Below are 15033 nucleotides of genomic sequence, written 5' to 3'. Positions count from 1 at the left end.
CACGGCTCCGATCGCCAGGGCTTCAATCCGGGCCGCTCACTCCCACTCGATCGTGCCTGGCGGCTTCGAGGTGATGTCGTAGGTCACCCGGTTGATGCCCTTCACCTCGTTGATGATCCGGGTCGCGACCCGACCCAGGAAGGCCATGTCGAACGGGTAGAAGTCGGCCGTCATGCCGTCCACCGATGTCACGGCCCGGAGCGCGCAGACGTGGTCGTAGGTGCGCCCATCGCCCATCACGCCCACGGTCTTCACAGGCAGAATCACCGCGAAGGCCTGCCAGATCGTGTCGTAGAGGCCGGCCTGGCGGATCTCGTCGAGGTAGATCGCGTCGGCCTTGCGCAGGGCCTCCAGCTTCTCGGCGGTGATCGTCCCGGGGCAGCGGATCGCCAGGCCCGGCCCCGGGAAGGGATGGCGGCCGACGAAGGCTTCGGGCAGGCCGAGTTCCTTGCCGAGCACCCGGACCTCGTCCTTGAACAGCTCGCGGAGCGGCTCCACGAGCTTCATGTTCATGCGCTCGGGCAGTCCGCCGACATTGTGGTGGCTCTTGATCGTCACCGACGGGCCGCCGGTGAACGACACGCTCTCGATCACGTCCGGGTAGAGCGTACCCTGCGCGAGGAACTTCGCGCCGCCGATTTTCTTCGACTCCGCTTCGAACACGTCAATGAACAGGCGGCCGATCGTCTTCCGCTTGACCTCCGGGTCCGACACGCCTTCGAGCGCCGAGAGGAACATGCCCGAGGCTTCCACGTGGACCAGCGGGATGTTGTAGTGGTCGCGGAACAGGGCCACGACCTGCTCGGCCTCGCCGAGGCGCAGGAGGCCGTGGTCGACGAACACGCAGGTCAGCTGATCGCCGATCGCCTCGTGGATCAGCACTGCCGCCACCGCGGAATCGACGCCGCCCGACAGGCCGCAGATCACCTTCTCCGTGCCGACCTGCTCCCGGATCTTGGCGATGGCCTCCTCGCGATAGGCGCCCATCGTCCAGTCGCCGGAACAGCCGGAGACGTCGCGCACGAAGTTGCGGATCAGCAGGGCGCCGTGCGGCGTGTGCGCCACCTCCGGGTGGAATTGCACCGCGTAGTAGTTGCGGGCCTCGTCGGCCACCGCCGCGAAGGGCGCGTTCTTGGAGATCGCCACGGTGGTGAAGCCGTCGGGCAGCTTGGTCACCCGATCGCCGTGGCTCATCCAGACCGGGTATTTCTCGCCCTTGTGCCAGACCCCGTTGAACAACGGACAGTCCGCCAGGATCTCAACCTCGGCCCGGCCGAATTCCGCGTGATGGCCGCCCTCGACGGCGCCGCCGAGCTGGGCCGCCATGGTCTGCTGGCCGTAGCAGATGCCGAAGACCGGCACGCCCGAATCGAACACGAGCTGCGGTGCCCTGGGCGAGGCCTCGACGGTGACCGATTCGGGCCCGCCGGAGAGGATGACGCCCTTGGGCTTCTGCTCGCGGAACGCGGCCTCCGCTTTCGTGAAGGGCACGATCTCGCAATACACGCCTTCTTCCCGTACGCGACGGGCGATGAGCTGCGTCACCTGAGAGCCGAAATCGACGATCAGGATCTTGTCGTGGTCGGTGTTCATCGCGGGCGATTATCCGATGGCCGCGGCGCGTGCAACGCGCGGGTCCGGCGCGGGCTGGGGATCGCGGCGCAAGTCACGCGCCAAAGTTCACCGGCTTGCCGCGCGCGGCCCCATTGGGGGACGGGGCGGGTGCGCCGCGGAAGCCGTGGCGGCGCCCTCGGGCCGGTCGCGCACGCGCGCGAGAGTCTCTCGGTGCCCGCCGCCGCGGGTGACTCCGATGCGCCGGCGACGGAAGGCCGTGACCCGCGAGATCTCAGTCGAAGTTGCGGACCTTGGCCGAGCCGCCGAGGCTGATCGCGGGCTTCGGCGCGGCGCCGGCGAGACTGACCTTCTTCTGGCCGGGCGGCGTCTTGGCGCGAAGCTGCGGGGCTGCCTCCGGCACCGGCCGCGCCGGCTTCAGATGTGCCTGCCCGTGGATCACCGAGCCGATCTCGCCCGCCACGCGGATCAGGTCGTCGCGGTCGCAGGAGCGCGCAACCTTCAGCCCGAGCTTATGCATGTGGCTCTTACCGTAGAGGTAGGCGGCGAGCTGTGCGCGCTTCAGCGGCGGGATCTCCTCCAGGATCAGCGGCAGATCGAACTCGTCGGCCCGGTAGACGGAGCCCAGGACCTCGAGGCTGACGGGGCAATCGACTTCGGGCTCGGCGCCGCTCGTCGGATGCGATTGAGTCATGGATGCCTCTCGGAGATCGACGGATCGGGATGCTGTTCGGATGCCCCGGAGCCGGGGTCGAGTTCAACCCCTATCCGGACCGTGAGGTTCGCGATCCGATCCTCCGCGGTGGCGAGGGGCGGTGCGGATGCCGATGCCGGTTCGGGCTTCCAGGCGCCCAGGCAGCCGCGGCAGACGGATTCGATGACCGTTCGGGCATGGGCCTGCCGCCGCGCCCAGAGCGACTCCCGGGCCACACGCGCCGCCTCGGCGTCCGGCAGGGGCCGGATGCGGATGAACAGAGGCTCCTGCGCGACGGCGGTCGCCAGCGTCAGGATGAGCAGGACGAGCGCGGCCGCGAGATCGCGGCGGTGGCAGCGCCGGCGTCGCCGCGTTGACCTCGCCAAACCCGCCATGTTCCTCCCCCGTGGCGTACCGAGCCCGTTACCTCGCGCCTTACGGTAAATCGGATCTTAACGACCGCAGGACGCGGTAAAGACGCCATGCTCCCGATCCCGCCCGAGCCGGATCGTGCCTCACCGACAGCTGGGCAAATGACCCCTGTCGCCCGCGTGTCGCGTCACCCAACGGCCGGGGGCGACGGAGCGAGGCCGCACTCCGTCCGCCGAGTTGATCGACACGGCTTCGGTCGTCCGCCTGCGGCCGCCTGCCGATGACCACGGGCCGATGCCGGATCCGGTCACCGGCCGGACGAAGCGGATGCGGGCCTGAGCGGCGCGGCAGACCCAGCCGGATCGCCGCCTCCGGCCTCCTGATCGATCCGGCGCCGCTCTTGCGCGCGCCCGAGCCAGACGCTGTTCACGAGCCACGCCATGGAGAGCGGGACGGCGACGCCCGCGATGCTCGCGCTACCGAGCCCGATCCCCTGGATGCCGGTGAACGACCACGCGCCCACCTGATCGCCCAGGCGGTAGACCACCGTGTCGATGAAGCTCTTGGCCTTGTAGCGGTCCTCGCGCGGGACCACGGTGAACAGCACCTCCCGCACCGGCCGGGCGATGGCGAAGTTTCCCGCGCGGCGCAGCACCTGGAAGGCGACGATGACGCCGATCGTCGGCCACACCGCCAGCGCCGCGAACCCCAGGATGCTGAAGGCCGGCAGGATCCCGAGCGTGAAGGCGACGCCCAGCCGGTTCACGATCCGGCCGGTGAGGAAGAGCTGGATGCCGAGCGTCAGCACGTTCACGGCCAGGTCGACGCTGGCGAAGAAGGCGGTCTGGGAACCCCGGTCGGGGAAGCTGCGCTTCGCGATGCCCGCCTGCTCGAAGTACAGGAACGTGGACGTCACGGAGAACAGCAGCAGGAACAGCGATATGTTGAGCAGGTAGGGTGACGCCAGGGTCCGCGTGACGCCCGCCAGAACACTGCCGCCGATCGTCCGGTCCTGCCCGTCCTCCACACCCTGCCCGCTGCCCGGCACCTCATGGAGGCGGGTCGAGAGAACCGCCAGGCCGCGCATGCAGAACACCGCGAGTTCCAGGAGGAGCACGGCGCAGAGCATCAGGCCCCAGGTCGGAACATTCTTGGCGAGGATGGCCGTGGTGGCCGAGCCCGCGATGGCGCCCACCGTCGCCCCGGCCGCGATGAAGCCGAACAGCCGCTTGCCCTGCGCGTTCGAGAACACGTCGACGATCGTCGCCCAGAAGATCGACACCACGAACAGGTTGAAGATCGACAACCAAACGAAGAACACCCGGCCGGTCCAAATCCCCCATTCCGGCGGCGCCAGGTAAAGCGTCAGCGCGAAGGCGAGGATGTTGGCGGCGAAGAACCGATAGGTGATCGGCACGAAGCGCGCCCGCGGCATGCGCTTCACCAGGTAGGCGAAGGGCAGGTTGAGGCACAACATGCCGACCAGGGTGGCGGTGAACAACCACGGCAGGTTCTCGATGCCGCCGGCGACGCCCATCTGATCGCGGATCGGCCGCAGCACGTAGTAGGCCGCCAGAATCGAGAAGATGTAGGCCCAGGACCACGCCAGCGCCCGGCCTTCGCCGGGCTGAACGTCGATCAGGCGCGCGAGCGGACCGCGGACGGGTACCGGTTCAGACATCGACCGATCTCACCGGCTCTCCCGCATCGGCGCCCACGATTGTCGACCGGACCGGCATGCCCTCCCCGCCGACGGGGGAAGGGACCCGGCCGACCCGGATGCGGTCACCGCGCTCCGGGCACCGGCGAGAGAGAAGCGGGCACACCCCGCCTCCGCCCTCAACGACCCAATCCGAGCTTCTCCTTCAGTTCCGGCGCCGTGACGTCGTGGCCGAAGCCCGGCGAACCCATGGCGAACTTGTCGGCATCCTTCAGCGGTCCGACCACGACCGGATCGAAGCCGGCGTCCCGGATCAGACCCTCCGCGACCTTCAGCGCCTCGGGATCGTCTCCGGCGATCGGAATCGCCATGCGGCCACCGGCGCGTCCCTTGCCGCCGTCGGCGCCCTCCTTCGCGAAGATCTTGTAGTTGGCTGCATTGAACGCCCGAACGAGCTTGGCGCCGGGGAAGTACTTGGCCGTGGTCGTGCCGACGCCGTTCGCCGTGACCTCGTCGTAGAGCGCCCCGTCCCGCTTCTGGGTGGCGTTGCCGGCATCGAGGACGATCTTGCCCTTGAGGGCCGGGCCGACTTCCTTCGCGAGATCCGGATAGGCCTTGTAGGGGACCGCGATGAACACGGCGTCGCCGAACGCGACCGCCTCTTCGGGCGTGCCTGCCTTCGCCTTGGGACCGAGGTCTCCGACCATCGAAGCCAGGGTTTCCGGATGGCGCGACGCGAACATCACTTCATGGCCGTCCTTGACCCAGAGCGTCCCGATCGTGCCGCCGATATTGCCGGCGCCGATCACCCCGATCCGGATCTTCTTGGCGGAGTCCTGCGCCAGAGCCGGCAGGCTGGCGGCCAGGGTCAGCCCTGCCGCCAGGGCGAATGCCGCGCGGCGGGTGGTGCGATCAAACCGCATCGATGAAAGTCTCCATCTGTTTGCGCTGCGCCGCGTCCGGGAGCTTGCCCCGGGCGGCGCCGAGGTTGTCCTCGACATAGGCAGCCTTGGCCATGCCGGGAATCGGGCAGGTCACGGCCGGGTTGCCGAGCACGTACTTGAGGAAGAACTGCGGCCAGCTCGCGCAGCCGAGATCCTTGGCCACAGACGGCAATTCCCTGCCCTGGACCGCCTTGAACAGGCGGTCACGGCCGAATGGCACGTTGGTCATCACCGCCACCCCCCGGTCTGCGGCGAGCGGAAGCACCCGTTCGGCGGCGGCGCGATTGTCGATGGCGTAATTGACCTGGATGAAATCGAGGGTCTCGCGCTTCATCACGGCTTCGAGGGCCTCGAGCTGGTCGTCGCGCCACACGGTGACGCCGACGTAGCGGATCCGCTTCCGGCTCTTCAGGTCCCGCAGCACCGCGAGATTGTCGTTCACGTCGATCAGGTTGTGGACTGCCACGAGGTCGATCGCATCCACCCGCATCCGCTTGAGGGACCGCTCGAATTCCGCAAGCGTCTGGTCGTGGCCCGTCGTATTGACCTTGCTGGCGAGGAAGATCTTCTCGCGCAATCCGGCCGCAGCCAGGATCACGCCGAGCACGTCCTCGGCGGTGCCGTAGCTCGGGGCGGTGTCGATCACCGTGCCGCCCCGTGAGACGAAGGCCTGCACGGCCTCCTTGAGAGGCGCGACCTTGTCGGGCACCGGCTCGACCTCGTAGCGCCGGGAGGTGCCGATACCGATCGCCGGCAGCATTTCGCCGGTGGAGGGGATCGGCCGGCGTATCAACGGTTCGGCCGCGTGCCCGAGACGCGCCGCGAGCGGCGCGAGGGTTGCGGCCGCGATGACGGCACGTCGGGATACGGGCAAGGCCGGCCTCCGATGGGATCAGGATGCCGGTACGAGATAGGGCGCCGCGCGGCGATGTGTATTCGTTATTCTCACGCTTGCGTGAGCGGACCGGCCGCCGGTCAATCCTCCTCCGGCGGATCTTCGAACTCGGCTCCTTCCGTATCCGGGGCGATGCGGAACCGGTACTCGTCGATGGTCAGGAACGCCCGGTGTGCGACCTGCGGATCGATCCCGTCGCGCACGACCAGCGTCTGGAAATCGATGAACAGCCGCGCGATCCGCGCGTCCTCCGACAGGGTGGCGAGCGCCGACGAACTGGCGCCCGCGCGCATCATGTACCGCTTCGCCTCGGTTGCTCCTTCGACCGCGGGCAGAACGGCGACCTGCCCGGCGGTCTCGGGTTTCAGCTCCGCCCATCGGACGGGTGTCCAGGCGATGATGGCCTCGGTCTGCTTCATCCGAACGCTCCGGGAGGTGAGCCTTCGCCTAACCGGGCCCGGTGCGCCCGTCGAGACGCCGTCTCAGCGCCCCCGCTCGACCTGACCGCGGAGCTCGCCCTTGGGATTGGCCGCGGTGTGAAGGTTGAAGTAGAGCCGGCCGCCCTCGAGGTCGGCGGCCTTGGCGTCGTCCAGCGTGGCTTCACCGGAGAACGGGCTGCTCGCCGCGGTCACCGGAACCAGCACGCCGGCATTCTCGCCGGCCTTGGCCGGACCGTGGAAATGCGCGGCCGTGACCGGTCCGGTGAGACCGCCATACGATCCCGTCCAGCTGAGCCGCTTGGTGGCCGGATCGAAGGTCGCGTTGACCTCGCCGGAGCCCTGCGACTGCGTCGCCGGCACTTCGCTGCTACCGCTCAGGGTCGCCCGGTAGGCGACGCCCGCCGCCAGGGCGGGAGACGCGACGAGCGGCGTCGCCGCCAAGGCGAGAACCATTGCGAAACGGGGTTTGACGCAGCTGGTCATCGAACGCTCCGGGTTGGCGGGCCCATGATCCGGGCCACCGGATCAACATAGGGGAGCCGGCCAAACCGGACACGGCAGGCCGACGTGCCGTCCGCGCGGGGAGTGACACGCACGCAGCACCTTCAGCGCAGAAGGAATCTGCGCAGGACCCGCCGTGGACCGTTGACACCCTGCACCCGGCCTACCTATACCCCGGCCACTCGACGCACCGTCCTCCGGGGCGGCTCGGCTTGGGGCGGGGTAGCTCAGTTGGTTAGAGCAGAGGAATCATAATCCTTGTGTCGGCGGTTCAAATCCGTCCCTCGCTACCATCGTTGCTCGAAGCCCCGCTGTCCGTAAGCGGGGCTTTTTGTTTGTCTGACCCGTGTCCCGCCCTATGCGCGCGTTCGGCGGATCCGGGCCGCCGCGCGTTGCGAGGCTCACGGTGACGCCCGGACGATCCGAGGCCGATCGTAATCGGATCGAAGGCCGTTCGCCGCATCCTGACGGCGACTCGCTCCTGGGCCCAGGTGCTCCGCCTCCGATGCCCACGCGCCGCGCGCTCATGTCCCGCCCTGTCCTGACCGGAACGCTGATCGCGGCGGGCGGGCTCCTGAGCACCGGTTATGCGACCGCGCTGGAGCCGCACCGCGTTCAGGTGACATCCTATCGCCTGTCGCCACCTAACTGGCCGGGTGGGCTCCGTCTGCGCGTCGCGGTCCTGACGGATTTCCACGCGCATCCGCGCTGCATGGGCGAGACCGAGATCGCGGCCGTGGTTTCACGCACCAACGCCCTCGCGCCGGACGTCACGGTCCTGCTCGGCGATTACGGCTCGCAGAGCACGGGTCCGGTGCCCTTCGAGACGGTCGCGCGACTCTTGAGCGGCCTGGAGGCGCCGAAGGGCGTCTACGCCATCCAGGGCAACCACGACTGGGGCGACGACCGCGAGGCGCGGCGTCGCGGTCACGGTCCGACGCGGGCTGAGCGTGCGCTGAGGGAAGCCGGCCTCGGTTTCCTGGAGAACGCCGTTGCGCGCCTCGATCTTCCGGTTCCGCTGTGGCTCGCCGGACTGGAGAGCGAGATGACGCCGCGTGTGCCGCAAGCCCCGGCGCTGCTCGATCGCCATCGACTGTCCGTCCTCGGTCGGACGCTGCAGCACGTGCCGCCCGGCGAGCCGGTGATCCTGCTGGCGCACGAACCCGACATCTTCGCCCTCGACCTCGATTCGCGGATCGTCCTGACGCTCTCGGGCCACACGCATGGCGGCCAGATCCGGATCCTGGGCTGGTCGCCCTGGATCCCCTCGCGCTACGGCCTGCGCTACGCCTATGGCCACGTCGTGGAGCGCGGCCGCGACCTCCTCGTATCGGCCGGGCTCGGATCGCACTTCGTGGCCGGATGGCCGGTCCGGCTCGGTGTCCCACCGGAGATCGTCATCGTCGACATCGCGGCAGCGGAGGCCAACACGTCCTGACGGCGAAGCCGGTCCTTGCCCCGCGCTCCTCGCATGGACGGAGCGCCTGTGGGTCCTCGTCTGCGCGACCGCCCGGGCCGGCGATCACGTCGGACGCGACACGGCCGGTCCCCCGCCGGCGCCAAGTCCCCCCGTGCCGGCTCGCACCGGCGGACCGGTCTCAGCGGCGTCACGAACTCTGCCATGTCCACAGCATCCAACGCGTCGGCACCCGTGGCTCCGCTCGGCGGACTTCCCGCCCCGCTGCGTCGAGCTGTGCTGGCGACGGCCGGCATCGTCCTCCTCGCCACGGGCATCGAACTCCTGTTCGGCCTCAGGCCCGGCATCGCGACGGTGTTCTTCCTCGGCGACCTGCGGATCCTCCTCGCCCTCGTCGCGCTCCTGCTGGCGGCGGCCTTCTGGCGGCCGGCCGCCGTGCTGGCCGCCTGGGCCAGGCCCGCAGCGTACCGGCGCCGGACCATCCTGCTGACCGCGATCTTGGCCGGCGCGGTCTGCCTCGCCGGCACGCATCTGATCTTCGAAACCTATCTCCTGTCCTACGACGAGGTCATGGCGGCCTTCGATGCGGAGATCTTCCGGTCGGGACGGCTGATCGCGCCTCTGCGACCGGAGTGGCAGGGCTATCAGCACGCCCTGGCCCCCTCCTTCCTGCTGCCCGTGCCGGGGGAAGTCGCCTGGGTGTCGGCCTATCTGCCGGTCAACGCCGCGCTGCGGGCACTCGTCGCCAGCGCGGCGAGCCCGATCCTCACGGGGCCGCTCCTCCTCGTCATCGCCGTGCTCGCCCTGAACGGCATTGGCCGGCGCCTGTGGCCGGACCGGCCGGACGCGGCACTGGTGGCGACGCTCCTGCTGGTCACCGCCCCGCAGGTCCTGGTCACCGCGATGACGCCCTACGCGATGACGGCGCATCTCGCCTTCAATCTCGTCTGGCTCTGGCTGTTCCTCCGCGGCGGCGTACTCGGCCATGCTGGCGCGGCCGCCACCGGCGTCCTGGCGTGCGGCCTGCATCAGGTGGTCTTCCATCCGCTGTTCGCGGCGCCGTTCATCGCCCTCACGCTGCTGGAGCGGCGCTGGCGGCTCGCGGCGTTCTACCTCGCCGTCTACGCGGCCGCCGGGCTCGCTTGGATCCTCTACTGGCAGGTGCTGCTGGCGATGAGCGGAACCGGTGCGGCCGACGCCACGACGGTCGGTGCCGGCCTGTATCTGCGTCGGGTCACCGCGCTGCTAGGAGCCTTCGATCCGAGCACCTTCGACCTGATGACGAAGAACACCTTGCGCTTCGTCGCGTGGCAGAGCCCCCTCCTGCTGCCGCTCGCCGGTCTCGCGTGGCCGGCCCTGCGGCGGGGGGAGCGGATCGCCTGCGCGCTGGCGGCGGGCATCGGCCTGACGCTGGTGACGGTCACGGTTCTCCTGCCGTTCCAGGGTCACGGATGGGGCTACCGGTACCTGCACGGCCTCGTCGGCTCCGCCTGCCTGCTGGCGGGCCGGGGTTGGATCGCCGTGACCGAACGGGCCGGCGCCTCGCAGCTCACCGCCGCGCGCGGCACCGTGGCGGGATCCTGTCTGGTGGCAGTCCTGATCCTCGTGCCGATCCGTGCCCACGACGTCCACGAATTCGTCGCACCCTACGCGGCCGCGTACCGGGCGATCGCTTCGACCGACGCCGACATCGTTGCCCTGCGGGCGGGCGAAACCCTCTACGGACGCGACTTGGTCCGGAACGATCCCTTCCTCCGCAATCGGCCGATCATCGTGCTGCTCGACGATCTCGATGCCGCACACCGGAACGCCCTGTGCGGGCGCGGCACTATTTTCGAGTTCGGGGCGTCGGAGGCGCAGGCCTTCGGCATCGCCGGGCATTATCGCGGCGATCCAGCCGCCGCCACGCAGGACGAGTTACCGTGCACGACTGGTCGGGTACGGCATCGCTAGCGGTCGTCGCGCGCCACGTGGGCCGCGGCCGACCTATCCGGGATGCGGCGGGCGGGGCAGGCCGCCGAGCGGGCAATGCGGCCACGGGGATCGCCGAACTCGGTTGAAACGACGGTCGAACTTAGACGGGCAGTCCCGTCACCCGGCGCGCGAGGCGTTCCCCCGCGGCCGCACGCTGCCATCGAGCACGCGGACCCGGCAGGCGCCCGCTTCCGCATATCCCGCAGCAGCCCGTGAAAGGTGCTCGGCACGGAGCGGCATGCCGAGGCTCGTCAAAGCCCGGCGCGGTCCGCCCCATATTTTTCGGCGACCTGGCCCGAACCCGATGCAAGCGGGGCTGCGATCGAGCGAGCCCGGGCCGCGGGAGGCGCGTCGTGCCGCTCAGGCCGCCATCGAATCGGTGCCGGGCTGCATCGTCTCCCGGTCCGGGATCCGGGCGCGCCCCACCCGCAGGAAGGCGGCCTCATTGCCGCCGATCACCGCCAGGAGGAAGCCTCCGAGGGCGTTCTGGGTCCCGATGGCGACGAGCGACGTTCCGATGACCGCAGGCAGGACGCTGCCGATCGGGCCGAAGCGGTGGAGCGACCAGTAGCCCAACACGGAGAGCAGCAGGCCGGCGCCCGAGAGGATGCCGGCGGCTCCGATCCCCAGCATCGTCTCGAGGGACACGAAGCGCGCCCAGCGTGTGTGCCGTCGCCCTGGCAGACGATAGCCCTCGCGCACGCCGTAGAGATGCACGGCGGCGGCGAGCAGCGCGGCATTGTGGGCGACACCCAGGAGGGCACCGGCCAGGATCACCCAGTAATTGCCGAAGAAGCCTCCGACCACAGAGGGCGCGACGGTCGCGATCGTCGCCACCGCGAGGATCGACAGGCCGACGAAGGCCAGGAGCGCGGCAGGCAGGGCGAACAGCCATGCCGGACTCAGCATCAGGAGGAAGCGCAGATGCCGCCAGCCGTCCCGCCAGGGCCGGAGGTGCGGCGGTCTCCCGCGCTGGTCTCGGTGAAGCGAGGCGGGAACCTCCGCGATCTGCTCACCCTTCAGGATGGCCTTGATGATCATCTCGCTGGCGAACTCCATGCCGGAGCCGCGCAGGTTCAGCCGCTTGAGGCACCCCTTGGTCAGCGCGCGCAGCCCGCAATGCGCGTCGCCGACTTTCGCGCCGAACAGCAGGTTGAGGAGTCCGGTCAGGATCGGGTTGCCGAGGTACCGGTTCTTCCAGGGCATCGCACCGGGCGCGATCCCGCCACGGAACCGGGAGCCCATGCACAGATCCGCCCCGCCCTGAAGGGCCACGACCATGGCGACCGCGTCGCCGAACTCGTAGGAGCCATCCGCGTCGCCCATGACAAGGTAGCGGCCGCGTGCCTCCGCGAATCCGCCCATCAGGGCCGCGCCGTAACCCTTCTCCGGAACGGCCACCACGCGGGCCCCCAGCCGCCGCGCGACCTCCTGACTCCCGTCGACGCTGCCGTTGTCGGCGACGACGATCTCGCCCGCCAGCCCGTGGACGGTGTCGAGGACCGCGAGCGCGGCCGTCGCGCTCGCCAGGGCGACCGGCAGCGCACGCACCTCATCGAGGCACGGCAGCACGACCGAAACGTCGATGGGCCGGTTCAGCCCTGTCGAAGGTGGCATTGAGGTCACGTCGCTTGCCGATCCCGAGCGATCCTGCGCAGCGCGAGGGTGGCCGGACTGACTTGCGAAGTGGTTAAAGGACGGTCAGCGCCGCGACACGCCGGAACCGGTGTTCCATCTTGCAGCAGCGTCGCGGCGTGACCGGCGCCTCAGGGCGCCTGCGCATCGCGGAGCACCGCCCGGACCTGCCCGGCCGCCGCGGCCAGCGTCGTCTCGCCCGCGAGGCCATCTGCTCCGTCCGTCGCGAGCGAGCCGAGTCGATAGGTGATTCGATGCTCGACGGCCTGCAGCAGTTCCCGCGCCGGCTCCGCATCGATGCGCAGGAGCGTCTGCGCCAGATCGAGATAGGCGCTGCGCAGCAGGCTGAAGGCGAAGCGTGTCGCGGCTTCATCCGCGATCGGAGTCATGTCGGTCATGGCGTGTTCCTGACTAAACACGCTCCCCAGATTCGAACGCCTATAAACGCATCCGCGACGATTGTAAAATCAGCGTTACGGGACGGCTTTCTGCGGCTTATGCAGCACATCCGTGATCGGATGCTAACATATGCGAAAACGCGTTGCTGCCGACGACTTCAGGCTGCTCCGCCGCCGGAGCCCCGCCGGCGGTTGTGGTCGACCAGAAACCCAATCGCGCCGGCGGGAGAGCGGATCAGCGGTCAGACGCAATTTTTCTAACAGTGCATCGAAGAGTTTTTCAGCAGCAGAGCTATCCGAAATCGGAGTACTGTGGGGCGACAGGCATCTGCTTCGATGCGATGCGGTAAATATTGATGCGACGCAATAAGCGCTGCGCACTGAACTCCCCCGAATCCACGATCTGGTCCGGTGGGACGGTTCAAGGGCGACGCGCGACAACATGGGAGGTGGCGGGCTCGACAGCCGGTCGCCGTTCCGGATCCCGGAGAGGGTTACGCGTTCCATGAGGAAGAACAAGGTCATCTCGGCGGACGAAGCCATTGCGCTGATCCGCGAGAACGACGTCGTGACGACCACCGGGTTCGTCCAGAGCTGCATTCCGGAGGCGCTGCACGCGGCCTTGGAGAAGAGGTTCGTCGAGACCGGATCGCCACGGGGTCTGACCCTGATCATGACAGCGGGTGCGGGCGACAGCAAAGGGTTGGGGACGGGCCGCCTGCACCATGACGGCCTGCTCACGCGCGTGATCGCGGCCAATTTCGGCCGCATGCCGAAGGTCGCGAAGGCCGCGCAGGAGAATCTGATCCGCGGCTACAACCTGCCCCAGGGGGTCATCTCGCAGCTCTACCGGGCGTGCGCCGCCGGCCAGCCGGGCCTGTTCTCGAAGGTGGGCCTCAAGACCTACGTCGATCCCCGTCACGGTGGCGCCAAGGTCAACGAGCTGACCACCGAGGACATCGTCAAGCTCGTGGAGGTCGATGGCGAGGAGTGGCTGTTCTACACCGCCACCAAGATCGACGTCGCCTTCATCCGCGCTACCTCGGCGGACCCGTCGGGCAATCTCTCCTACGAGAAAGAGGCGCTGACCCTCGATTGCCTCGCCCAGGCCATGGCGGCCCGGAACAACGGCGGCATCGTCGTGGCCCAGGTCGAACGCATCGTCGATGACGGCTACCTGCTGCCCAAGGACGTACGAGTGCCGGGGATCCTGGTGGACTGCGTCGTCCTCGCCGAGCCCGAGATGCACCGCATGAACTACGGCGTGCTCTACGACGCCGCGCTGGCCGGCGAGATCCGCGTGCCCGTCACCGGCATCAAGCGGATGGCGCTCAACGAGCGCAAGATCATCGCCCGGCGGGCCGCCTTCGAGCTGCCGCCGAACGGCGTCGTGAACCTCGGCGTCGGCGCGCCGGAGGGCATCTCGTCCGTGGCCAACGAGGAGAAGATCACCCCCTACATCACCCTCACCACCGAGGCCGGGGCCGTGGGCGGCGTGCTGGCCTCCGGCTCAAGCTTCGGCGCGGCCACCAACGCCGACTGCATCATCGACCAGAACCAGATGTTTGATTTCTACGACGGCGGCGGCCTCGACATGACCTGCCTGGGCATGGCCGAGTGCGATCAGGCCGGCAACGTCAACACGTCGAAATTCGGCGGCAAGTTGAACGGCTGCGGCGGCTTCATCAACATCTCGCAGAATGCCCGCACGGTGGTCTTCGCCGGCACCTTCACGGCCGGCGGCCTCGAGATCGCGGTGAGCGACGGCACGGTCCGCATCGTCAGCGAGGGCAAGGCCCGCAAATTCGTCACCCAGGTCCAGCAGAACACGTTCTCCGGGCCATACGCGGTGGAGCGCTCGCAACCGGTCCTCTACGTGACCGAGCGCTGCGTGTTCCAGCTGACGCCGGAGGGGCTGGAGCTGATCGAGGTGGCGCCCGGCATCGACATCGAGCGCGATATCCTCGCCCACATGGATTTCGCGCCGGTGGTGCGAAACCCGGTACCCATGGATCCGCGCATCTTCCGCGAGGAGCCGATGGAGCTGATCTCCGACCTGCTGAACCTCGATCTGAAATCGCGGGTCAGCTACGACGGAGAGCGGAACATCCTCTTCATCAACCTGGAAGGCTGGTACTGCCGGGTGAAGGGCGACATGGACGAGCTGCGCATGACCATCGTGGCGGCCTGTCGCGCGGCGGGACAGCGGGTCAATGCCGTGATCAACCACGACGGGTTCCGGCTCAATGAGAACCTGTTCGACGACTATGCCGGGATGATCCAGTATCTCCAGGCTAATTACTACGCGACGACGACCCGGTACGCGACGAGCGCGTTCCTGCGGTTGAAGATGGAGGAGGCGCTCAACAAGCGCGGTGTCGCCCCGCACGTCTTCGAGCGGAAGGAGGATGCGCACGCCTTCGTCAGCAGCACGGAGGACCGGAAGGCGCGCAAGCGGATCTCGCCGGCCGTCGCGTCCGCCGCCTGAGGGCATCCGGATCACCGGTGTCGCGCCGCCGCCGCCCTCTGGT

13 protein-coding genes and 1 tRNA gene are annotated in these 15033 nt (G+C 68.8%); 4 read left to right on the top strand and 10 right to left on the bottom strand.

Going from position 1 to position 15033, the window contains the following annotated elements; genetic code table 11:
* Window positions 1-36 precede the first annotated feature (36 nt).
* From guaA to MKK82_RS23020, 8 genes are all read right to left on the bottom strand, one after another.
* Entirely contained in the window at window positions 37-1593 is a 1557-nt protein-coding gene (gene guaA, locus MKK82_RS23055; protein WP_238285468.1) for a glutamine-hydrolyzing GMP synthase, read from the bottom strand.
* Window positions 1594-1846: 253 nt separating this feature from the next.
* Window positions 1847-2266 (bottom strand): hypothetical protein, encoded by a 420-nt coding sequence (locus MKK82_RS23050; RefSeq protein WP_238285470.1) that lies wholly within the window; start codon window positions 2264-2266, stop codon window positions 1847-1849.
* Window positions 2263-2661 carry a hypothetical protein gene (locus tag MKK82_RS23045; protein ID WP_238285472.1) on the bottom strand — a complete coding sequence of 133 codons (399 nt, stop codon included), beginning with the start codon at window positions 2659-2661 and terminating at the stop codon, window positions 2263-2265. The genes MKK82_RS23050 and MKK82_RS23045 overlap by 4 nt, the downstream gene beginning before the upstream one ends.
* A 284-nt stretch (window positions 2662-2945) precedes the next feature.
* A complete protein-coding gene (locus MKK82_RS23040; RefSeq protein ID WP_238285473.1) occupies window positions 2946-4319 on the bottom strand; it encodes an NTP/NDP exchange transporter in 1374 nt (457 codons plus the stop codon).
* Between the two features lie 158 nt (window positions 4320-4477).
* Window positions 4478-5221, bottom strand: coding sequence for an NADPH-dependent F420 reductase (locus MKK82_RS23035; RefSeq protein ID WP_238285474.1), 744 nt, complete (start codon window positions 5219-5221; stop codon window positions 4478-4480).
* On the bottom strand, window positions 5211-6116 hold the full coding sequence (locus tag MKK82_RS23030) for an aldo/keto reductase (RefSeq protein WP_243986926.1): 906 nt from the start codon (window positions 6114-6116) through the stop codon (window positions 5211-5213). The genes MKK82_RS23035 and MKK82_RS23030 overlap by 11 nt, the downstream gene beginning before the upstream one ends.
* 101 nt (window positions 6117-6217) lie before the next feature.
* Entirely contained in the window at window positions 6218-6556 is a 339-nt protein-coding gene (locus tag MKK82_RS23025) for a hypothetical protein (RefSeq protein WP_238285476.1), read from the bottom strand.
* A gap of 63 nt (window positions 6557-6619) precedes the next feature.
* On the bottom strand, window positions 6620-7060 hold the full coding sequence (locus MKK82_RS23020; RefSeq protein ID WP_243986924.1) for a CHRD domain-containing protein: 441 nt from the start codon (window positions 7058-7060) through the stop codon (window positions 6620-6622).
* Between the two features lie 234 nt (window positions 7061-7294).
* On the opposite strand from MKK82_RS23020, the gene MKK82_RS23015 reads away from it, so the two are divergent.
* From MKK82_RS23015 to MKK82_RS23005, 3 genes are all read left to right on the top strand, one after another.
* Window positions 7295-7371 (top strand) — tRNA-Met (locus tag MKK82_RS23015).
* Window positions 7372-7604: 233 nt separating this feature from the next.
* Complete coding sequence (locus MKK82_RS23010) at window positions 7605-8516, top strand: metallophosphoesterase (RefSeq protein WP_243986923.1); 912 nt, start codon at window positions 7605-7607, stop codon at window positions 8514-8516.
* A 183-nt stretch (window positions 8517-8699) separates the two neighbouring features.
* Window positions 8700-10448: a hypothetical protein gene (locus MKK82_RS23005; protein ID WP_238285479.1), complete on the top strand. Its 1749-nt coding sequence runs from the start codon at window positions 8700-8702 to the stop codon at window positions 10446-10448.
* Window positions 10449-10829: 381 nt separating this feature from the next.
* On the opposite strand, the gene MKK82_RS23000 is transcribed toward MKK82_RS23005, so the two are convergent.
* Window positions 10830-12086, bottom strand: a complete 1257-nt coding sequence (locus MKK82_RS23000) for a glycosyltransferase family 2 protein (RefSeq protein WP_238285480.1) — start codon at window positions 12084-12086, stop codon at window positions 10830-10832.
* Between the two features lie 149 nt (window positions 12087-12235).
* On the bottom strand, window positions 12236-12502 hold the full coding sequence (locus MKK82_RS22995) for a hypothetical protein (protein WP_238285482.1): 267 nt from the start codon (window positions 12500-12502) through the stop codon (window positions 12236-12238).
* A gap of 505 nt (window positions 12503-13007) precedes the next feature.
* Between MKK82_RS22995 and MKK82_RS22990 the strand changes: the two genes are divergently transcribed.
* Window positions 13008-14990, top strand: a complete 1983-nt coding sequence (locus MKK82_RS22990; RefSeq protein WP_238285483.1) for an acyl CoA:acetate/3-ketoacid CoA transferase — start codon at window positions 13008-13010, stop codon at window positions 14988-14990.
* Window positions 14991-15033: the final 43 nt, after the last annotated feature.

The organism is Methylobacterium sp. E-046 (assembly GCF_022829625.1).
GTDB classification, from domain to species: Bacteria; Pseudomonadota; Alphaproteobacteria; order Rhizobiales; family Beijerinckiaceae; genus Methylobacterium; species Methylobacterium longum.
Note: the sequence above shows the minus strand (reverse complement) of the source record. Positions and strands in the feature narration are given on the sequence as shown.